This is a genomic window from Rhodococcus tibetensis, assembly GCF_024438035.1.
Lineage (GTDB): Bacteria > Actinomycetota > Actinomycetes > Mycobacteriales > Mycobacteriaceae > Rhodococcus_F > Rhodococcus_F tibetensis.
Genome location: NZ_JANFQF010000038.1, coordinates 1 through 20,610, shown reverse-complemented (window position 1 = coordinate 20,610; position 20,610 = coordinate 1). Strand labels below are relative to the sequence as shown.

Annotated in this window: 21 protein-coding genes and 1 pseudogene; 13 read left to right on the top strand and 9 right to left on the bottom strand. The window is 65.0% G+C overall.

Annotation, left to right across the window (positions count from 1 at the left end; translation table 11 throughout):
* Positions 1-204 precede the first annotated feature (204 nt).
* Positions 205-650, top strand: a pseudogene (locus NOF53_RS26945) (hypothetical protein); the annotation flags it as partial.
* A 6-nt stretch (positions 651-656) separates the two neighbouring features.
* On the opposite strand, the gene NOF53_RS26940 reads toward NOF53_RS26945, so the two are convergent.
* Genes NOF53_RS26940 through NOF53_RS26930 form a run of 3 tightly spaced genes read right to left on the bottom strand, consistent with a single transcriptional unit; the run spans position 657 to position 3,063 of the window.
* A complete protein-coding gene (locus tag NOF53_RS26940) occupies positions 657-1,109 on the bottom strand; it encodes a MaoC family dehydratase (RefSeq protein WP_255974664.1) in 453 nt (150 codons plus the stop codon).
* A 24-nt stretch (positions 1,110-1,133) separates the two neighbouring features.
* Positions 1,134-1,880, bottom strand: coding sequence for a GntR family transcriptional regulator (locus tag NOF53_RS26935; RefSeq protein WP_255974663.1), 747 nt, complete (start codon positions 1,878-1,880; stop codon positions 1,134-1,136).
* Between the two features lie 31 nt (positions 1,881-1,911).
* Positions 1,912-3,063, bottom strand: a complete 1,152-nt coding sequence (locus tag NOF53_RS26930; protein ID WP_255974662.1) for an acyl-CoA dehydrogenase family protein — start codon at positions 3,061-3,063, stop codon at positions 1,912-1,914.
* A 182-nt stretch (positions 3,064-3,245) separates the two neighbouring features.
* Between NOF53_RS26930 and NOF53_RS26925 the strand changes: the two genes are divergently transcribed.
* The 3 genes from NOF53_RS26925 to NOF53_RS26915 are packed head-to-tail and all read left to right on the top strand — an operon-like array spanning position 3,246 to position 6,323.
* Positions 3,246-4,085: an HpcH/HpaI aldolase/citrate lyase family protein gene (locus NOF53_RS26925; protein ID WP_255974660.1), complete on the top strand. Its 840-nt coding sequence runs from the start codon at positions 3,246-3,248 to the stop codon at positions 4,083-4,085.
* The gene (locus tag NOF53_RS26920) at positions 4,082-5,089 is read left to right on the top strand and encodes a MaoC family dehydratase (RefSeq protein ID WP_255974658.1); all 1,008 of its coding nucleotides are present in this window, start codon (positions 4,082-4,084) and stop codon (positions 5,087-5,089) included. Before NOF53_RS26925 ends, NOF53_RS26920 begins: the two co-directional genes overlap by 4 nt.
* Before the next feature lie 25 nt (positions 5,090-5,114).
* Positions 5,115-6,323 (top strand): CoA transferase, encoded by a 1,209-nt coding sequence (locus NOF53_RS26915; RefSeq protein WP_255974656.1) that lies wholly within the window; start codon positions 5,115-5,117, stop codon positions 6,321-6,323.
* Positions 6,324-6,332: 9 nt separating this feature from the next.
* Here the strand turns inward: NOF53_RS26915 and NOF53_RS26910 are convergent, their stop codons facing one another.
* Positions 6,333-7,604, bottom strand: coding sequence for a hypothetical protein (locus tag NOF53_RS26910; RefSeq protein ID WP_255974654.1), 1,272 nt, complete (start codon positions 7,602-7,604; stop codon positions 6,333-6,335).
* 62 nt (positions 7,605-7,666) lie between these two features.
* Positions 7,667-8,422: a TetR/AcrR family transcriptional regulator gene (locus tag NOF53_RS26905; RefSeq protein ID WP_255974652.1), complete on the bottom strand. Its 756-nt coding sequence runs from the start codon at positions 8,420-8,422 to the stop codon at positions 7,667-7,669.
* Between NOF53_RS26905 and NOF53_RS26900 the strand changes: the two genes are divergently transcribed.
* Together NOF53_RS26900 and NOF53_RS26895 are read left to right on the top strand one after the other, a co-directional pair.
* Complete coding sequence (locus tag NOF53_RS26900) at positions 8,391-9,284, top strand: SDR family oxidoreductase (protein ID WP_255974650.1); 894 nt, start codon at positions 8,391-8,393, stop codon at positions 9,282-9,284. The genes NOF53_RS26905 and NOF53_RS26900 overlap by 32 nt on opposite strands.
* Positions 9,281-10,807, top strand: coding sequence for a flavin-containing monooxygenase (locus NOF53_RS26895; RefSeq protein WP_255974648.1), 1,527 nt, complete (start codon positions 9,281-9,283; stop codon positions 10,805-10,807). Before NOF53_RS26900 ends, NOF53_RS26895 begins: the two co-directional genes overlap by 4 nt.
* On the opposite strand, the gene NOF53_RS26890 is transcribed toward NOF53_RS26895, so the two are convergent.
* Positions 10,791-11,519 (bottom strand): serine hydrolase, encoded by a 729-nt coding sequence (locus NOF53_RS26890; protein WP_374212686.1) that lies wholly within the window; start codon positions 11,517-11,519, stop codon positions 10,791-10,793. The two genes, NOF53_RS26895 and NOF53_RS26890, sit on opposite strands and share 17 nt — an antisense overlap.
* Before the next feature lie 219 nt (positions 11,520-11,738).
* On the bottom strand, positions 11,739-12,530 hold the full coding sequence (locus NOF53_RS26885) for an SDR family NAD(P)-dependent oxidoreductase (RefSeq protein WP_255974644.1): 792 nt from the start codon (positions 12,528-12,530) through the stop codon (positions 11,739-11,741).
* 199 nt (positions 12,531-12,729) lie between these two features.
* Here NOF53_RS26885 and NOF53_RS26880 point away from each other — a divergent pair, with 199 nt between their 5' ends.
* Positions 12,730-13,434 (top strand): hypothetical protein, encoded by a 705-nt coding sequence (locus NOF53_RS26880; RefSeq protein ID WP_255974642.1) that lies wholly within the window; start codon positions 12,730-12,732, stop codon positions 13,432-13,434.
* A 3-nt stretch (positions 13,435-13,437) separates the two neighbouring features.
* On the opposite strand, the gene NOF53_RS26875 is transcribed toward NOF53_RS26880, so the two are convergent.
* Positions 13,438-14,349, bottom strand: a complete 912-nt coding sequence (locus tag NOF53_RS26875; RefSeq protein WP_255974640.1) for a manganese catalase — start codon at positions 14,347-14,349, stop codon at positions 13,438-13,440.
* Between the two features lie 219 nt (positions 14,350-14,568).
* Between NOF53_RS26875 and NOF53_RS26870 the strand changes: the two genes are divergently transcribed.
* Genes NOF53_RS26870 through NOF53_RS26855 form a run of 4 tightly spaced genes read left to right on the top strand, consistent with a single transcriptional unit; the run spans position 14,569 to position 17,100 of the window.
* Positions 14,569-14,727 carry a hypothetical protein gene (locus NOF53_RS26870; RefSeq protein WP_255974639.1) on the top strand — a complete coding sequence of 53 codons (159 nt, stop codon included), beginning with the start codon at positions 14,569-14,571 and terminating at the stop codon, positions 14,725-14,727.
* A 36-nt stretch (positions 14,728-14,763) separates the two neighbouring features.
* Positions 14,764-15,165, top strand: coding sequence for a GntR family transcriptional regulator (locus NOF53_RS26865; RefSeq protein ID WP_255974637.1), 402 nt, complete (start codon positions 14,764-14,766; stop codon positions 15,163-15,165).
* Positions 15,162-16,043 carry an ABC transporter ATP-binding protein gene (locus NOF53_RS26860; protein WP_255974635.1) on the top strand — a complete coding sequence of 294 codons (882 nt, stop codon included), beginning with the start codon at positions 15,162-15,164 and terminating at the stop codon, positions 16,041-16,043. Before NOF53_RS26865 ends, NOF53_RS26860 begins: the two co-directional genes overlap by 4 nt.
* Positions 16,044-16,053: 10 nt before the next feature.
* Positions 16,054-17,100, top strand: coding sequence for an ABC-2 membrane transporter-related protein (locus NOF53_RS26855; protein ID WP_255974633.1), 1,047 nt, complete (start codon positions 16,054-16,056; stop codon positions 17,098-17,100).
* Between the two features lie 714 nt (positions 17,101-17,814).
* Here the strand turns inward: NOF53_RS26855 and NOF53_RS26850 are convergent.
* A complete protein-coding gene (locus NOF53_RS26850) occupies positions 17,815-18,987 on the bottom strand; it encodes an epoxide hydrolase family protein (RefSeq protein WP_255974631.1) in 1,173 nt (390 codons plus the stop codon).
* 104 nt (positions 18,988-19,091) lie between these two features.
* Here NOF53_RS26850 and NOF53_RS26845 point away from each other — a divergent pair, with 104 nt between their 5' ends.
* Together NOF53_RS26845 and NOF53_RS27825 are read left to right on the top strand one after the other, a co-directional pair.
* Positions 19,092-19,667: a CGNR zinc finger domain-containing protein gene (locus NOF53_RS26845; RefSeq protein ID WP_255974629.1), complete on the top strand. Its 576-nt coding sequence runs from the start codon at positions 19,092-19,094 to the stop codon at positions 19,665-19,667.
* Between the two features lie 470 nt (positions 19,668-20,137).
* Positions 20,138-20,610: MspA family porin (locus tag NOF53_RS27825; RefSeq protein WP_255974627.1), on the top strand; the 473-nt coding region annotated here is incomplete at its 3' end.

Below are 20,610 nucleotides of genomic sequence, written 5' to 3'. Positions count from 1 at the left end.
CCGTGCACACTATCGGGTCGACGAGGAGAAGATCGAGGCGTAGTCCCCGTTCGGAAGCGGAAAAGCCGCCCGACAGTTGCGCAGGTCACAGGGACTGGACGGTCGCCTCGCACCGCCCCGGGCCGATGACCGTCCTCGCTACACGCCGTTCGGACCACCCGGTCTCTCTATCGATCCATGTCGGATACGCGCATCACGAAGGTCGGTGCCTGCGAAGACGACGTGTTCAAGGGCCGGCAGTGGTACGTAGACGGGTGGCACACCACGACACCGGGGCTGCCCGCACCCTGATGAGCTTCCGGGACTGGATGCACACCGTCGTCGACCGATACAAGAACTCGTCCTCACTCGCCGCCGGGGAACTGGTGGGTGAACCGGAATCCAGCACGTGCACCGACTCCGCCTGTTCGTGGTGGACCCGGTCGTGCGGCACAGACGACGCCGGGGCCGAGCTCCGCGCCCGCGACCCACGGACTCTGATCACGGCGGGGTTCACCGGCGGCGGGCAGCCGGGGCGCTGCTCTGGGCGTTGGTCCCCGACCCCCAGGCCCACCGAGTGCACCTACGACCTAGGCCCCCGCGACCCGCTGCGGGACGTGGTGGAGCAGTTCGGCTCCCTCGGCACCGGTGTTTCCCCGGGCGCCTACTGAGAGCGCTCAGGACACGAGAACCCGCACTGTCTCCGCTACGCACGCCGGCTTGTCGGAGCCTTTGATCTCGATGGTGTTCTTCACGACTACCTGGGCACCCTTGGATGTGCGCTCGCAGGAGACGATTTCGCCGCCGACACGAATCGATGCCCCCACGCGGACCGGTTCCGGGAAGCGAACCTTGTTGAGCCCGTAGTTGATCGTCATCTTCACTCCGTCGACCCGCATGATCTCCGCGCCGAGCTTCGGCAGCAACGAGAGGGTGAGATAGCCGTGCGCGATCGCCGCGCCGAACGGGCCGTCGGCGGCTCGCTCCGGGTCGACGTGGATCCACTGGTGATCCTCGGTGGCGTCGGCGAAGAGGTTCACGCGGTCCTGCGTGATCTCCAACCATTCACTGAAGCCGAGGGACTCGCCCACGGCAGATTCGACCTCGTCGATTCCGTTGAACACGCGCATGAAAGCGTTTCTCCTCGTTGTGGTTCAGCGTCCGCCGCGGCGGAGCGTCACTCGGTAGGTGTAATGCTCGGGCAAAAAATAGCTGACCGCCAACTCGACGATCCGGCCTTCGGCATCGGTGTACAGGCGGTCGACTCGCAGCATCGAGTGGCCCTCGGGGCAGTCGAGTTCACGGGCCACATCCCCGGGGGCAGGCGCGACCGTGATCGACTGCGCCGCCTCCACGATGGGGCTCCGCAGGTGTGGTTCCAGCAGTCCGATGATCGTGTACGAACTGACGGCGCCCTCGGACATTTCGGGGGCGTCGACGACGAGCCGTGCGATCTCCGCGGGAAGGTACACGGTGGTCAGCACGAACGGTGTGCCATCGTGGCGGCGCCGGAACACGACCGTATGGACGAGGTCGGTGTCGAGGCGGAGCCTGCTGGCGGCCTCGATGTCGACCCGGCGACGCAGGGGCGAGACCACCTCCATGGTGGTGTCCGTCGACAAATTCATCAGGTCTTCGATGGACCCGAGCTGACGCAGGTATCGGCCGTCGGACTCGGCCGCGAAGGTGCCGCGCCCCGGCACCCGGTAGACGATGCCCTCGGCCACCAGGTCCTGAAATGCGCGTCGCACGGTCTGACGGCTCACCCCGTGCTGTTCTGCGAGCTCGAATTCGGTAGGAAGCTTGATGCCGCCGCGGTACTTGCCCGCTGCTATGTGCTCACGCAGCTGTTTGGACACCAACTGGTACGCCGGCTCGCTCTCTCGTTCCCTACCGTTCATCGCGCACCGATCCTACGTGCAGGTTGCCGGACTACAGTCCGCCTCGCGACACGAGTTGCGAGACGATCACGTTGCGCTGGATCTCGTTGGTCCCCTCACCGACGATCATCAGCGGCGCATCGCGGAAATACCGTTCGACGTCGTACTCGGTGGAGTAGCCGTAACCACCGTGAATACGGACTGCCGACAGGGCGATTTCCATCGCCACCTCCGACGCATACAGCTTGGCCATACCCGCCTCCATGTCACACCGTTCGCCGCTGTCGTACTGCTCGGCCGCATGCCAGGTCAGCTGTCGCGCCGCGGTCAGCTTGGTCGCCATGTCGGCCAAGTAGTTGCCGATCGACTGGTGCTTCCAGATCGGCTGGCCGAAGCTCTCCCGCTGTTGGGCGTACGCGAGGGAATCCTCGAGCGCCGCCGTCGCCACTCCCAACGCCCGGCAGGCCACCTGGATACGACCGGTCTCGAGGCCCTTCATCATTTGCCCGAAGCCCTTACCCGGGGTACCGCCGAGGATCGCGGTGGCCGGAACGCGGTAACCGTCGAACGAGAGCTCACAGGTCTCGACACCCTTGTACCCGAGCTTGGGCAGATCGCGCGACACCGTCAGACCTGGACCGTGCTCTACCAACACGATCGAAATACCCCGGTGCTTCGGATTCGCACTCGGGTCGGTCTTACACAGCAGCGCGATCAACCCCGACCTGCGGGCATTGGAAATCCACGTCTTCGAGCCGCTGATCACCAGATCGTCGCCGTCGGTCTTGGCATTGGTCGACATGGCCTGCAGATCCGAACCACCGCCGGGCTCCGTCAGCGCCATCGTGGCCCGCATCTCGCCCGTCGCCATCTTCGGCAGGTACTGCTGCTTCTGCTCGTCGGTGCCGTACAACGACAGCAACTTCGCGACGACGGTGTGCCCGCCCATCGCCCCTGCGAGGCTCATCCATCCACGGGCCAGTTCCTGAGTGACCTGTGCGTAGCAGGGCATCGACACCGGCGATCCGCCGTACTCCTCCGGCACTGCCAACCCGTAGATCCCGATCTGCTTCATCTGCTCGATCCACTTCTCGGGATACTCGTTGGCGTGCTCCACCTCCTGCACCGTCGGCTTGACGTCGCGGTCGATGAACGCCCGCACCGTCTCGACCAGGTAGGTCTCTTCCTCATTCAGCCTGCCCATGGGCCCTCACCTCGCGCGCTGTCGGTATTTGTACGGCCATAGTTTCGCTTTGTTCGGCGCAAGTCAAGCATCCGTCTTGACATAGCCCGTGGACGCCTGCCAGCATCGCTGTTCAGACCCGTTCTTCTGGCCGTACATATCGGTTTGTGCCCGGCCAACCCGAAATGAGGGATTGAAGCATCGTGCAGAACCTCACCCGCAGGCGTGCCGCCTTGGTGGCCCCCGGATCCGATGAACGCAAAGCCCGGGGGGCACTGCAGTCGAATGCCGACGAAGTGGTCCTCGATCTCGAGGACGCCGTCGCACCGGCGAAAAAGGCTGCGGCCCGCGATCTGGTCTCCCGTCTCGTGCGCGAGTCTGCTGGCTCCCGGGTCGTCTCCGTTCGGATCAACGCGCTCACCACACCATGGGCGGCGGAGGACCTCGCCGCATGCGCCGCGCTCGGCTCCTCGTTGACCAGCATCGTCGTTCCCAAGACCGAGACGCTTCAGGATCTGCTGGACGCTGCAGACGCCGTCGGAACCATCCGGCTCCAGGCGCTGGTGGAAACACCGCTCGGCGTACAGAACGTCGATGCGATCTCACGAGCCGATCACCTCGACGCCGTCATCATCGGTTACGCCGACCTGGGCGCCGCACTGGGACGCTCACGCACCGCACTTCCCGAGCACTGGCTCGCTATCCAGGACGCGGTTCTCGTCGCCGCTCGCGCCGCAGGCGTCCAGGCGATCGACGGTCCCTTCCTCGGCATCGCCGACGACGACGCATTTCGACACTCGGCGTCGTGGACCAGTGGGCTCGGATTCGACGGGAAATGGGTGATCCACCCGAATCAAATCTCCTCCGCGGCTTCGGCATTCACCCCCACCGACACCGCAGTCGAGAATGCACGACGCGTGATCGACACACTCATCGCCGCCGAGGCCGCCGGGAATGGCGCTGCGCAACTCGACGGGCAGATGCTGGACGAGGCCGTCGCGGTGGCGGCACGACGCGTTCTCGCACAGGTGGGTGGGAAATGACGATCACGCAGACGTACGTCGGTGGACCGTACTTCGACGAACTCGAAATCGGTCAGGTCTTCGATTCAGCCCCTGCAGCCACTTTGACCAGCGGTCTCTCAGCCACGCACCAGGCGATCCTCGGTGACCGGATGCGGATGCCACTCGACACTCACCTGTCGCGGGCGGTCACCGGAGCGTCCGAGGGGGTGGCCAACCCGGGACTCGTGTGTGACCTCGCGATTGGTCAGTCGACGGTGGCCACCCATCACGTGAAGGCCAATCTCTTCTACCGCGGCCTGCGCTTCTACCGCTTCCCGCACCTCGGTGACACCCTTCATACCCGCACGGAAGTAGTGGGCTTGCGCGAGAATTCCGCGAAACCCGGGCGCAAGCCCACGGGTCTCGCCGCCCTGCGGATGACCTCGACCGACCAGAACGGCCGGACGGTCCTCGATTTCTACCGCTGCGCAATGCTTCCCCTCGGTCAGAGCCCCGACGAGAACCGCGTCCGCAAGGTGGACGACCTGTCGGCTGTCGGACCGCAGTCGGAGCAACCCTTCAGCGCACCGGACGGATGGGACCTAGGCGTGTACCGCGAGAAGGTGCCCGGCGAACACTTCACCCCCGACCTCGCCGGTGCGGTGTTCCGCAGCAGCGGCGATGTGGTTTCCAGCGCACCGGAACTCGCACGCCTCACCCTCAACATCGCGGCCACACACCACGATGAGCGCGTCGGGGCCGACGGACGTCTCGTCTATGGCGGCCACACGATAGGAATCGCCCTCGGGCAGGCCACGCGCGCCCTGCCCAATCTCGTCACCGTCCTCGGCTGGAAATCGTGCGATCACACCGGGCCCGTCCACGAGGGCGACACCCTCACCAGTGAACTCCGTGTCGAAGGTGCGGACCCGCTGGCCAATGGTAGTGGGCTCCTTCACCTTCGGTCGCTTGTGTTCGCGCACAACGCCACAGCGTCCGACGTACCCGTCCTCGACTGGCGCTTCACCGCCCTCATGGCCTGACCTCCACCATCAAGGAGCTTCCCTAGTGACTGCCCACACTCCCCTTGCCGGACTCCGGATCGTCGAGGTCTCCAGTTTCGTCGCGTCGCCCCTCTGCGGACTGACGCTGTCTCAGCTGGGGGCCGAGGTGATCCGGGTCGACCCCATCGGTGGCGCCGCCTGCTATAAACGCTGGCCGGTCACGAATGACGGTGAGAGCATCTACTGGACGGGGCTCAACCGCGGCAAACGGTCCGTGGCCGTCGACATGCGCAGCCCCGAGGGGCAGCAGCTCGTGCAGCAACTGGTCGCGGCTCCCGGTGCCGGCGGCGGCATTCTCGTGACCAATGCCGGTGGTCGCGACTGGCTGTCCTACGACGCGCTGAGCGCTCTCCGGTCCGACGTGATCACGGTGGAAGTCCTCGGACGCCGGGACGGATCGCCCGCCGTCGACTACACCGTCAATGCGGGGCTGGGTTTCCCGTCCATCACCGGCCCCACCGATCATGCCGGTGTCGTCAACCACGTCCTGCCCGCGTGGGACGTGGCGTGTGGGCTGTACGCGGCGCTGGCCGTCACCGCCGCCTCCCGCCACCGAGACGCGACCGGCGAGGGCACCCACGTCACCCTGCCGCTCGAGGACGTCGCGCTTGCCACAGCAGGCACCCTCGGCTACCTCACCGAGGTGCAGATCAACGGCGCCGGAAGGCAAGCGACCGGAAACTCCGTCTACGGCACATACGGAACGGATTTCACCACGTCCGACGGTGCGCGATTCATGATTGTCGCGTTGACCCGGCGTCACTTCCGCGACCTCGTGGCGGTCACCGAAACAACTGCCGCCATCGAGGCCCTGGAGCACGCTCTCGGGGTCGACTTCGGCCTCGAGGCAAACCGTTTCACTCATCGCGACGTCCTCACCGCCCTCTTCGCGCGCTGGTTCAGCGATCACACCTCAACAGAGGTGGCGAAGGCCCTCGCCGACACCTCCGTCCTCGTCGAGCGGTACCGCACTTTCCAGGACGTGGTGGAGTCGGGGGAACTCGAGCAGAATCCGATGTTCACCACCATGGACCAGCCGCGGATCGGCACCTATCTCGCCGCCGGACACCCCGCGGCGTTCGACGGCCACCACGCGACCGTCGCCCCGGCCTCCGCGGTGGGAGAAGACACCGCAGAAGTTCTGAAGGACTGGCTCGGCACATCGCAATCCGATATTGCCGCCCTGCACGAACGCGGCGTCGTCGCGCGGTAGCCGCGAGAACTACTGCACCTCAACCAACTCCCAGCCGGTGCTGAGGTCACGCACCAGATCGGGGATACGGCGGACGACTCGTTGGGTGTCGACGAAGTCCCGGAACGGCATCGCGAGGATCGTCTGCATCTCGCCGGGACGTGTCTCCACGAGCTGTTGGTAGGACGGGGCGATGTCGCTGACGATGTACTCCCAGCGTGGTTCCCGGTCGGCCCAGTTGAAGGCGGGTAGGGGCGCCCGCAGTCGCAGTTGCCGTCCGTCGACGTACCCGGTAACCGATAGTGGCGCCGCCTTTCCCGGCGCCCCCGAACCAGGGACCGACGGCTGGGCGGCCACCGTGGTGGCATACGTCAGTGCCCGCCCCACTCCGTCGCGGGCTGCGGCGGTGACGTCCCACTGGTCGGCGATGATCTGGTTCTGCTCACGTGACGCCATGCGGAACAAAGCATCGGCGTACCCGGTCTTCGTGCCCGAAAAGACGCCCTCCCAGGCGATCCGGGCGTTCTCGTCGAACAAGCCTGCGGCCGCGAACTCCTCGACCGCGGCGCGTCCATCATTCAAGTACGCCTCGTGCATCGGGACCATGTCGAAGTAGATGTGTTTCTGCATCTTCAACAGTCGCTTCTGATACCAGTCGACGTCCTCGGCGGTGATCGCCGGCCCGACGGTCGCCAGCGTCCGCACATCGGACGGCACCAGCGACATCACCTCGGCGGGCAACCCTCGGATCGACGAGGCGACGGCGTCACCGAGCGCGTGGACGGCGTCGACGCCGAGCACGGTCCTGCCCATGTCGAGGTCCCAGAAGCCGGCGGCGAACGATCCACCGGCCATTCCCGCCATACCCGACCAGTAGAGCTCGGCGCGCTCTCGCTGATAGCGGCCATAGTTCTCGTAGACGCGATCGACCACGGTCGCGTTGGCGATCAGACCGGCATTCGGGTCCCACGTCGCCAGGTCGATGCCGGACGCTTCCGTTCCGCGCACCAGCCAGTACTGATGCAGCAGCGCCGAATACCGTGTCGGCGCGACACGGTCGGCCCTGGCCGCGGAAAGTGCGGCACCGAGGACACCTGGGTCGGTGGGTAGTCGGGGGTCGAGGCCGCCGATCGCCTCCGCGTCCGCGTTGGACGGTGTCACATCGATGAAGCCGTCGTATTCGGCGGCATGGGCTACTGCCTGTCCCGGGACCGCCAGGGCTGCCGCCCCCAACAGAACGGCGAGAATCGCGCGAATCGATGGTCTGCGACACGAGGGCAGGGGGACGACATGCAGGCGCATACGAATATCGAACAACATATATGTGATGTGGCGAGGCTGAATGGCGGAACTGATCGCGCCTCTCAGTCGGGCAGGCGACCCAGCACGGCCGAGAGGATCGTGTGCGCGTCGGCGATGACCGACTCGATGGGCTGCGGATTCTCCGACAGCACCCACTGCTGGGCGATCATCAGGACGGCACCGACCAGTCCGGTGGCGAGGGTGTGCAGATGCGGATCCGGCGCCCGCTCTGCGTCGATTGCCGGGTCCATGACGAAGAGAACGGCATCGACGAACTCGAGGGTGACCCGGCGGTATGCGCGGTCTACTTCCGGCCCGACACCCAGAACCTCCTGGAACGCGATACGGGAGATTCGGGGATCCTCGGCGACAGACTCGAAGAATGCGGTGAGAGCACCTCGCACTCGGGCGTCGAGGTCGGCGGCACCTCGCCCGGCGCCGGCGAGCACGTTCTCCCGCAACCGGTCGGTCACCGTGCCATAGGCCGCCAGCAGCAAGGCTTCGCTGTCGGTGAAGGATTCGTAGAAGTAGCGCTTGGTCAGCCCCGCCGCCGCGCAGATCTTCTCCACGGTCGCCGAGCGGTATCCGGTGGTGCCGAAGACCTCGACAGCTGCGTCGATCAAGCGCAGGCGGCGCTCTTCCTGACGTTGCTGGGGTCCCGCACCACGGTAAGTGCGACCCGACTCCTCGACGCTGGCCGGACTCACGAGGGCAATATTGACACCGTCTGGTTCCAGATACAAACTGACACCGGACGGTGCCAGATAACCACGCCAGGAGATCGCCATGCCCACGCTCAGGAACAAGGTCGCGCTCATCACGGGCGCCGCACGCGGCATCGGGGCAGACACCGCCCGGGCGCTCGCCGGAAAGGGTGCCAAGCTCGTCTTGATCGACCTGGACGCTGCGCCGCTGCAGGCTCTGGTCGCCGAACTCGGTGACGACGTAGCCCTCGCAGCCGCCGCCGACGTGTGTGATCTGCCCGCGATGCAGAGAGCCGTCGACGCCGGGGTCGCGAAGTTCGGTGGCATCGACCTGGTGCTCGCGAACGCCGGAATCGCCAGCTACGGCTCGGTGTCGCAGGTAGACCCGGCCACCTTCAAGCGCGTTCTCGACATCAACATTCTCGGCGCCTTCCACACGGTCCGGGCCGCGCTCCCGTCCGTCATCGAACGCAAGGGCTACATACTCGTCGTCTCCTCGCTCGCCGCATTCACCGCCGCACCCGGCCTCGCCGCGTACTGCGCCAGCAAGGCCGGGGTCGAGCATTTCGCCAGCGCCCTTCACCTCGAGCTCGCTCACCTCGATGTCGCGGTCGGATCGGCGCACATGTCGTGGATCGACACACCACTCGTGCAGGACGCGAAGGCGGATTTGTCGGCTTTCAATCAGCTCCTCGCTGTTCTGCCCGGCCCCCTCGGGAAGACGACGTCGGTGCAGGCGTGCGTCGACGCCTTCGTTCATGCTCTGTCTCGCCGCAAGCGCCGCGTGTACGTACCCCGCTGGGTCGGGCCGGTGGGCTGGTTCAAAGCGGTGGTCACCTCCAGGATCGGCGATCGCGCGGTTCTGCCTCACATCCCGCGGATTCTTCCGTTGATGGACCAAGAGGTGGCCGCACTCGGTCGGTCCACCTCCGCGCGCAACGTTGCGCTCGACGACGTGGCGGTCGACCCGTCATGACTTCCACCGACACCGCCGCCGGCCTATCAGAGACCGAACCCGCAGTCGAGCATCTCGATGTGATCGTGATCGGCGCAGGCCTCTCCGGGATCGGCGCCGCGTACCACCTGCAGGACAACTTCCCTGGCCGCACGTACGCGATCCTCGAGGGCCGCGACGCGATCGGTGGCACCTGGGACCTGTTCCGGTACCCGGGAATTCGTTCCGACTCCGACATGTACACCCTCGGCTACCGGTTCCGGCCCTGGGAGAACGCCAAGTCGATCGCCGACGGCCCCTCCATCCTCGAGTACGTGCGCACAACGGCCGCCGAGGCCGGCATCGATCGCCACATCCGGTTCGGACATCGGGTTGTCCGGGCCGAATGGTCGACGGCCGACTCGATCTGGAAAGTCGACGCCGAGCGCACGGATACCGGCGAGAAGGTGAAGGTCACCGCCGACTTCCTCTTCTCCTGCAGCGGCTATTACCGGTACGACGAGGGCTACACCCCGGATTTCCCGGGGCTGGAACGATTCGACGGCCAGGTGGTGCATCCCCAGCAGTGGCCCGAGAATCTCGACTACGCCGGCAAGCGTGTCGTCGTCATCGGTAGCGGCGCGACCGCGGTGACCCTCGCGCCGTCGATGGCGGCCGAGGCCGAGCACGTCACCATGCTGCAGCGCTCGCCCACGTACATCCTCTCCATGCCGGCTGAGGATGCGCTGGCCAACCGCTTCCGCAAGCACCTTCCCGCGCGCGTCGCCTACGCCCTGACCCGGCTGAAGAACGCGTCGGTCGCGGTCGCGATCTACCAACTGTGCCAGCGTTATCCGGAGTTCATGAAGGGCCGTATCCGGCAACTGCAGACGAAGTGGCTTCCTCACGGTTACGATATTGACACCCACTTCACACCGCGATACAACCCGTGGGATCAGCGTCTGTGCCTCGTTCCCAATGGTGACCTGTTCCGCGCCATCCGTCACGGTGAGGTGTCGATCGTCACCGATCACATCGACAGCTTCACGAAGAACGGCATCGCCCTGAAGTCGGGCGAGGAACTGAGGGCCGACATCGTGGTGACCGCCACCGGGTTGAATCTGCTTGCCTTCGGCGGAATGACCCTCGCCGTCGACGGCCGCGACATCGACCTCGCGGACACGATGGCCTACAAGGGCATGATGCTCAGTGGCGTACCCAATTTCGCGTTCGTCATCGGGTACACCAACGCCTCGTGGACCCTGAAGGCCGACCTCGTGTGTGAGTACGTGTGCCGTCTTCTCGAGCACATGGACGAGAAGGGGTACACGTACTGCGTGCCCGAACGTGACGCATCGGTCGACGAAGAACCGTTCCTCGACTTCGCCGCCGGGTACGTACTCCGCTCCGTGGAGTCGTTCCCGAAGCAGGGCTCGAAAGCCCCGTGGCGGCTGCGCATGAACTACTTCCGCGACCTCGTCACCTTTCGCCACGGCAAGATCCTCGACGACGCGATGACCTTCCGAGGGTCACGACCGCCCCGTTCGCTCACGAGGGGGCACTGAGAGCTGAGTGCGGTTCACGGGGCGGGAACCACGCAGGGACCGGCTCGGGACCGAACGCCCCCACCACGTCGGATGTGTGCTGCTCCTTGCTCCCATAGGTGTTGGCGGCTACCGAGAAGTCGGGACCGAACGAGGCCGACGCCACGATGTCCGATCCGTAGTCGGACCAGCCCCATTTGGTGCCGACGACGGAGGGAAGCGTGCTCGTTCCCCAGTCCTGGGTCGTTCCGTCTGCCGCGACGGGCGCGGCGGTGGCCATCCAGCCGAGGATGGGACTCGACGGATCGGTGGCCTTCTTCGCTTCCAAGAACGTGACGGTGTCGGCCGTGCTGGTGCTCGAATTGCCCCAGAAGGCGGCGCCGCGCGTTCCGGTGAGACCGTACTCGCGCGCCACGGCGTCGATCGACTGCGGATACTTGGCATACGCCAGCGAGGCAGCGTTGTCGTCGCTGTCCCGAATCATGCGCTGACCGAGTTCACGGTCCTCGGCAGAACCGTCTCCGTGCCGGAGCATGTAGTCCACGACATACAGTTTGACGGTCGACAGGCCGGGGCGGGCCTCGGCGGAGTTGGCGGTACCCACCCTCGTTCCGCTGGGTGAGTGCGCGAAAGACAGCGAGGTACGGTCGGGGACGGTGTCGAACCCGTCCGGCGACGGAGCGGCGGTCACCGATCCGGCATGGGCGGCCACTCCGCCGCCGAGGATGAGCATGAGTGCTGCACAGCGCGCACAGTTCTTCTTGGCGCCCGCGGCGGCGAAATGGAGGAGCTTCATAATTTCGGGTACCCACGGTGAGGGCGGTGACACACCATCGAACAGGAATCGACGAAGAAGTGAAAAATCACGGGCGAACACGCACTGCATGCCGTTAGGTGTCTGCGTTGTCTATCGCGAGCAGCGTGATCGCCACCGTGAGGTGAGGCCGTCAGGTCACTGACCGGATCCGGGTTTGGCCAGCAAACGATGTGCTGCCGCCTTCACAGCGTCCGGCGTGACCGTGTTCACCGCGGCCATTGCCTTGGACATGATCGAGCCGGCTACCACTTTGCGCTCCCCCTTCATCAACGCTTCGTAGCGTTGCTTCGCGACTTCGGCAGGATCATCCTTGGGACCTTGACCGAGCTTGGTGTCGTCGAGCTCGGCTCGGCGGAAGAAGTGGGTGTCCGTCGGCCCCGGCATCAGCGACGTCATGGTGACGGGACTGTCCTTCAGTTCCCCTTGCAGCCCCTCCGCGAACGACTGCACGAACGATTTCGACGCGTTGTAGACGGCTTGACAGGGACCGGGCATCGTCGATGCGACGGACGACGTGATCAGGATCCGGCCCGCACCACGGGCGACCATGTCGTCGAGTACGAGCTTGGTCAGGTGCACGGTCGACCTCACATTGAGGTCGATGACGGCGAACGTATCGGCGAGGTCGGTGTCGACGAATGCACCGCCCTGTCCGACACCGGCATTGAGTGCGGCGGCAGCGAGCGGGCGTCCGTCTGCGGTGATCGCGTGGTACACCGCCTCGACTCCCTGTTCGGTACGTAGATCGGTGCGGACGGGTATCACGCCGGCACCCGTCGACGTCAACTCGGAGACGGTGGAGTCCAGGGCATCGGAATCCGCCACGACGACGAGGTCGTATCCGTCCTTGACGAACAGTCTCGTCAATTCGAGCCCGATCCCCCGGGACGCTCCGGTGACGAGAGCCAATGGGCGTGCCATGGTCATACTATTCTCACCTCCCCGTGATGTGGTTTCTCCGTTTGGGAGAAACAGTCGGTGATCACGGTGTCGATTACCCCGGTCCCTGCATCTCACACCGGCAGGGATGTGGCGCCGCGAGTTGTGTGTGGAGCGCGGGTCACCGACGATGGAACAAGACGCAACTGACGCAGGTTTCCGCACACCTCACCGAGGAGAAGGCACCATGGTCGATTCCGGACGAGCACTAAACACCCTGCGCAGCGCGTTTGTGGGGCCGTTCCGCGTCGCCGCGTCTGTCCGCCATGCACGGGTCTTTCATCCCAAGGGCCTGGTTGCCCGGGGCACAGTCGAATTCAACTCGTCCTGGTGGCCCGGACGCACTCGAATCCCACTGACGGTGACCGCGCGGATGTCGGGTGGAATCGGCACTCCGTCCACGCTTCCCGACGTACTCGGCCTCGCCCTGCGGATCGACCTGGACGAGGGCACCACACCGTGGGATCTGCTACTTGCGAGCTCGGGCACGTCGTCGCTGACCCGTTTGTTGCCGCTTCCGGCCACGGGGTGGAACACCGCCCGGTACAGCAGCCTCATGCCGCTCTCCTCGACGGGTGGACCGCCCACCTGGGTGCTGGCAGAGCCCGTCGGGGAGCATCCGCCGACGACGTCGATCAACGCGCTCGCCGACGCGCTCGCGATCGCGCCGCTCGTGTTCTCCTTGCAGCTGGCTACGTTCACCAATACACCGACGCCGACAGGGCGCGTCGTCCTGCGAGACGTGTGTGAACTCGCAGACGACGATCAGCCGTCGTTCGATCCCGTCCTGAACTGCCCACCCGCGATCGCACTGCAGCCGGAGTGGCTGGCCGCAGTACGAGTCGGGGCATACCGAGGTAGTCGCCGGGGGCGGGGCGCAACCAACGGATAATTGTCAGGGCTTGTCCGGGTCGAGCGCTTCCTTGACCTTGCCGACCAGGCCCTTCTCCGTTCCGAGTGCGCTCGACGCAGGGTCGCCCAGGCTCCCGTCGTACGTCGCGTAGAGCTTCGGGTCCGGGGCGGGCGCACCGCCCTTGCCGCCCAGCGGCTGCGGGTCCGCGAGAAACCGGTTCTCGTGCACGCCGTCGGGTGCCGGACCCGACGCCCATCGTCCCTGATCGGACATCGTGCCGTCGGACAAGTGCCACAACGTTTCTGCGTGCTCGCTGTACTCCTCGTCGAACAACGCGTTCGGGGCGATGGTGCCCTCGAGTCCGTCCGCCTTCAATTCCTCGATGGCCGACAACCACATGTTCTGGTGGTAGGTGTCCCGGGCGAGGTTGAACTTCAGCATGTTCTTCACGCCCGGATCGTCGGTCATGTTGTACAACCGTGCCGTCTGAAGGCGCCCCTGCGCCTCGGCCGTGACGTTGGCGTAGAAGTCCGCGAGCAGGTTGCCGCTCGCGACGATGTAGCGGCCGTTCCACGGCACCCCGTTACTGTCGGCCAACACGGCCCCGCCACCAGAGACGATCGCCTGCTGGGGGTCCATACCGCCGAGGACCGCCGCCACGACGGGGTCTGCTCCCGCTGCCTTGGATGATTCCGTGGCCGGTGCGCCCTCGAGGAGTCGTGCGACCATCGTTGCGATCATCTCGACGTGGCCGATCTCCTCGGTCGCGATATCCATGATCAGATCCTTGTACTTGCCGGGCATACGACAGTTCCAGCCCTGCATCAAATACTGCATGGTGACGGTCATTTCACCGTAGGCACCGCCGAGAAGTTCCTGAAGCTTACGGGCATACACCGGGTCCGGCTTTTCCGGAGCAACATCGAACTGCAGATAGTCGGTGTGACGAAACATGTGGCAACTCCCGATCGTCGAAGTGGTTCAGTCATCGCCGCTTACCTCGGTTCACAGTTTCCAAACCGGGTGGCCCGGAAATTTCCCAGAAGATTCGCGGGTCAGACCCGGTGAGGGTGACGGTGCCCGGCGTGCACCTCTAGGCAGGCGGTCGCTCGAAGCGACGATTTTGATGTGGTACCCGACGGCACCGGTATCAGTGATGCAAGATGCTTGCGCATGCTCGACGAAGTCGCGGCAGGACTGCGACTGCTCGAAGGACCTCTCGACCATCGAGGCGGCGCTCCTCGATCGGCCCAGGTCCGAATCGGGTGGGTGGAGAAGAACCCACGCGTGAATCTGTCCGGGCGCCGGATATTCGGGACGGCACCGGGTTAATATCTATTCCACTAATGTTGTAGTGAAAGTGGTGCGATGGTCTCCTTCCGAATCGATCGCAGATCGGGCATCCCCACGTACGTGCAATTGGTGCTGCAGACGAAACAGGCACTGCGGCTGGGGGAATTGCGTCAAGGCGATCGTCTGCCCACAGCGAAGGATGTCGTCGGAGCTCTCGCCATCAACCCGAACACCGTGCTCAAGGCGTACCGGGAACTCGAGCGGGACGGGTTGGTCGAGGCCCGGCCGGGGGCGGGCACCTTCGTGATCGGCACGTTGGCGAAGCCAGGCATGGCCGAGAAGTCGGCCCTACAGGCGGAGCTCGCGCAATGGGTACGGCATGGCCGGGATGCCGGGTTGGACCGGGTCGACCTCGAAGCCCTCGTGGCAGCCGAACTGGACGGGCAGTACGACAACGACACGGAAGGATTTTCATGACTGACGTCGCCGACGCGTCCCGCAGTGTCGTGTCAATGCGAGAGGTGTGCCTGCGTTTCGGCAAGACGTATGCCCTGGACGGCTGCTCGTTCGATGTGGCGCGCGGCAGCGTCACTGCGTTGGTAGGCCGAAACGGGGCAGGCAAATCGACGCTGATGTCGGTCGCGGTGGGTTTGCTGACACCGCAGAGTGGGTCCGTGTCAGTGCTCGGCCGGTCCCCCGGTCACACAGGGATCAGTCCGGGATTGTCCTACCTCGCTCAGCACAAGCCGCTCTACGGCAAGTTCACCGTCGCCGAGATGCTGCGCTTCGGGCAGCGGACGAATGCGCAGTGGGACAACGCCTACGCGGGCCGTCTGGTCTCGGAAGCCGATGTGCCCATGAGGGCGAAGATCAGATCGCTCTCACCGGGGCAGCGAGCGCGAATAGCAGTGGCACTGGCTCTCGGACGCCGACCCGACGTCGTTCTGCTGGACGAACCGTTGGCGGATCTCGATCCCGTGGCACGGCGATCGGTGGCGCAGACCCTGATGCGGGACGCCGCCCAGCACGGAACCACCGTCGTGCTGTCCTCGCATATCCTCGTCGAGCTGACCGACGTCGCCGATCAACTCCTCCTCCTCGACCGCGGGCGTATCCGCCTGACCGGCAGCCTCGACGACCTACTCGACGATCACTACCTACTCACAGGCACCGGTGACCCGCAGCACGCTATCGGACAGGGAGCGATCATCGAGTCCCGTGCAGGCACCCGGACGACCACCCACCTCGTCCACGGGCCGCGCCCACCGCACCACGGCGACTGGCTCCTCGAGCAACCGACCATCGACGAGATCGTGCTCGCGCACCTGGCCGAACAGAAGGAGGAACGCGCATGATCTGGGTGACGTGGCGACACCACCGCAGGACCATCGTGGCCGCACTCGGCTCGATCCTGGTTCTGCGCTGGCGGCAGTGGTCGCCGGCCGAATCGTCCGCGGCAATCCCGGTGCCAGAGCGTTCGGCACCTTCTTCGGATGCTTCGGCTCCACTCCAGACGTCTGCCGCGCCGAATCGGTCCTCACCGCAACCACGGTGATCGCGGTGGCGGTGCCGGTTCTGCTCGGCCTGTTGGTCGGAGTCACCGTGTTCTCGCGCGATATCGAGCAGGGCACCCATGTGCTGGGCCTGTCCCAGTCCGTGAGCCGCGCCCGGTGGTTCTGGATGCGGATCCTGGTGGTGTTTGTGCCTATCAGTGTCGCGATGGCGGTGCTCGGGTTCATCCTCGAGTGGTCCCGCTCCTACGGAGGCGGGAAGAGCGTCGCGTTCATCTCCGGTTTCGGGATCGGGGTCGCCCGGCTGACGTTCCCGCTGTTTCAATCCTCCGGATTGGTTCTCGGCACCTACACGTTCCTTGCCCTGATCATCGGGAGCGCCGCGGCGCTGATCGTGCGAAACACCCTCGGCGCGATGGTGATCACGCTTGTCGCGACCGCCTCGATCATGGTCGGACTGCAACTCGGGGCGCGTCCGCACTATGCGCCGACGAGTATCGAGGCCCGGCCACTCAGTGGCGCCGCCGCATACGCCTCCTCCGGAAACATCGGCTTCTGGTTCGATTCCTGGACGGTCGGATCGGACTACGTCAACGCCGACGGGAGCATCGTCGATATCGACCGAGAGCAATGTGATCGTGCGTTCTACAGCGACGACTTCGGCCAACACCCGGACGAGACGTACGCCGACTACAACGCCCGCACCGAAATCCTGTATCAGCAGCAGCAACGGGACTACGAGGGTTGCCTCCGAGCCCAGGGCGCCGACCACTTCGAAGTGCGCTATCACGCCGACAACAGGTTCCGGCAGTTCCAACTCACCGAAGCAGCGCTCGCCCTCCTGATCGCAGCGGCTTTCCTCGTCCCCGCGCGATGGGGATTGCGCCGGCTCCGCCCGTAATTCGGGTAATCTCCAATCGCCACGCCAGTTGATTGCTGATGGGCGGCCGCGGATTCCCCACGAGACGGTGCTCGGCGTCCTCTGTCGAACGGACCCGTCCAACCGCCGCCGCCGATAACGTCGGGACGCTGCTTCTGCGTTCGGCGTGCAGGTCGCTGCGCACGTGCCGATGGGGCGACCACGCAGACCTAGAGGGGAACCTATCGGTATGGCCGACCCACACGAGGACTTCGTCCGGTTCCACGGGGGCGTTCCAGGACGAATCTCACCCCATGTTCACGAGGACGGACCACGACAAACCGTGTCTCGTATTCCCTTTCGCCGGACGTCCAGTCGGATCCGGGAGTCGAACTTCCCGTCGCCGCCCGCCGCACTGTTCGAGAGCAACGACCTCGACCTCCACTGCAACCCAGCTCGGCTTGACGGTGCCAGCATCGCCTCAGCGTCGGCTGGTATGAAGCCTGACAGCGGTGATCACTCCCTTCACCTCCGAGCACCGATCCCTGCGATGCGGACGCCGTTTGCCCGATCGGCTCACGGCGCGGCACCGCGCGGGGTCCGGACACTTTAATGGGGACTGTCATTCTGAGTTGATGAAGGGTGAGAGTTAGACAGCGGGACGCCGACGATGCCAGGCAGTGAAGCTCGCCGGGCCGAGCATTCGGCGCAGCTCAGATCCTCGGACTACTCCCGAGTCCCGGCACCCGGCCGCGTTCACCGATTAGCGGCCAGCACTGCCGCGAGGCCTTCTTGCAGGTCCTTGACGAAATACTCGGGAACCTCCAGCGACGGGAAATGTCCCCCGGTTTCGGGCGACCTCCATCGGACGATCTGTCGGTATCGCTGCTGTGCCCAGGCGCGCGGACACTTCTCGATGTCGCGGGGATACATACTGATTGCTGACGGGACGTCGACCCGAAGTTCGGGGTCGAGCGAGTTGTGACTTTCGTAGTAAATGCGGGCCGACGACGCGCCGGTCCGCGTCAGCCAATATAGGGTGACGTCGTCAAGAACTCTGTCTCTGGAAATCGTCTCGAACGGGCTGTCTTCGGTATCTGTCCACTCGGCGAACTTGTCAAGGATCCAGGCGAGAAGCCCGACTGGTGAGTCGACGAGCGAGTAGCCGATGGTCTGCGGTCGGGTCGCCTGCTGCTTCGCGTATGCCGCGTGGTGGCGCCAGAAATCGCGGGTTTCCTCGGTCCATTTGCGCTCGACCGCCGTCAGCCCGTCCGTTGTCAACCCGGGCGGTGCCTGCGCGGTCGTTGTGTGGATGCCGAGAACGTGCGCCGGGAACCTGCCGCCGAGGACCGTGGTGATCACACCTCCCCAGTCGCCGCCGTGGGCTGCGAACTTGCTGTAGCCGAGCCTTCCCATCAGTTCCACCCATGCGGCCGCGATCTTTTCGGTTCCCCACCCGGTGGTGGCCGGCTTGTCGCTGTAACCAAAGCCTGGTAACGAGGGGACCACGACGTGGAACGCTGGCGCGTCTGCATCTTTCGGATCTGCCAGCTCGTCTACTACATCGATGAACTCGGCAATGCTGCCTGGCCAGCCGTGCGTCAAGATCAGAGGAGTGGCATCTGCGCGCGCGGATCGGCAGTGTAGGAAGTGGATTCCCAGATCATCAATGGTCGTGCGGAACTGGCCGATCCGGTTGAGGCGCGCTTCGAACGACCGCCAGTTGTACCCGGTGCGCCAGTAGTTCACGACATCGACGAGGTCGGTGAGAGGAACCCCCTGTTCCCATCGGCGAGGGTCGGGCGCGGCGCGATAGACCGTCTCAGCTTCCGGTAGCCGCGCCGCGGCTAATCGCGCGCGCAGATCGTCGAGGTCAGCGTCAGTTGCGTGGGCTTCAAATGCTTGCACGTCGCCGGTTGGACGGGGCATGAGACCTCCCGGTCATCGTGGAACCGGTTAAGACCTACCCTCGAACCGGCTAAGTCGGTTCTAGCATGCCTTCATGCCAGCGGGCAACCCGCTAAGGTGGTTCCATGCGCGCTGGGTTCCCTGACTTTCGCCTCGGTAACGTGCTAGCGACCAGCTTCACGGGGACTCTGACGGAGCGTCATGGCAACGCTGTGGAGCGCATTCCCACGCCGCACCGACTTGTCGACTGGTTGGCAGCGAACGGCCTCGCCGTGGACTCCTGCACCACCGCCCAGCTCGAACTCGCTCGGGAACTGAGGGAATCAATTCACGCCGCATCGACAGCGGCCGCGATCCAAGACGTTCTCCCTGCGTCTGCTGTCCAAATTATTAATGACTGCAGCATTCAGGGTCGGGCCGCGGCTATCCTGACGCCCGAGGGCAATCAGCGATGGCGACTGAGCTCGGCTTCCTGCGTAGAAGATGCCCTAGGCGTGATCGCCGCCGACGCGATCAGCATCATCGCGGGCGAACGAGACGGAAAATTAGCCCTGTGCGCATCGCCAACCTGCCAAGCCGCCTTCTTCGACACCAGCCAAAGTCGCACCCGCAAATGGTGTGACATGAACACGTGCGGGAATCGTCAGAAGAAAGCGCGCTTCAATGCCAACCGGCACAAAAACCCCAACTCGGCAAAGTAATCGTTACCCTCGGCGCATCCAGGTGGGCCCCACGTCTGCGACACATCTAGTTGACACGGACGGGCAGCCGAATCTCGGACGGGTCCGGCGGTGTTCCGTAAGGCGATGGTCATACAGGAAACGGGCAGTTGTCTTCTGACGATCTGTGTTCATAAGTGCTGTGCACGGCCGTCGGTGCACGTGGCGTGCCGCAACAGTCGTGTCTGCTGCGGCAATCGGTGGTGGTAGCTCCTCGCACACGACCGTTCGGTAGAGCACACTTTTGCGAGTGAGTCACGAGTTCGGCTGTCGCAGTGGAGGCTTGGCGATCAGCCGCGGGCACGCTGTGGGACCAGCTGCGGACCGCCTGGGCGACGAAGTGGCAGTGCGTGTAGGGCCCGCCTGGAGTGATGTGTGACACCTGGAGTTGCAGATAATCATGGAGCGGCCGTAGGTTTCAGCTACTTGCCAGTTACCGAACTGGTGGCTGGGTGACTTGGGGGACCGTGGTGACCGTGTTTCGTCGGGTGGCGGTGGGTGTGGTGGCGGCCGGGGTGCTTGCGGTAGGTGCTGGTGGGTCGGCGGCAGCGGATGCGGTGTCGGTGCCGGATCGGTGGCGCACGGTGACCACCGACGCCGGGTATCAGGTGGTGACCGGGGTGACCGAGACGGAATTGATCCAGATTCCGCCGTTGACGGGGGCGCCGACGACGCGGGAGGGGTTGTTGTCGTCGAAGGCGGTGGCCCGGATCGAGGGCGCCGGTCGTGAGCTGGCGTCGGCGGGCACGGTGTCGTTCGTTCTCGAGTTCGGGTGCCAGATCGATGTCTCGTCCGGTGTGACGTTGGGGATCACCCCGAGTGTGGGGGTGTCGGTGTCCGCGTCCGGTCCGGGGGTGAATGCGGGCCTGTCGGGGACGGTGGGCCCGATTTTCTCGACCACGATCAAGCCCGGCCAGATCGTCGA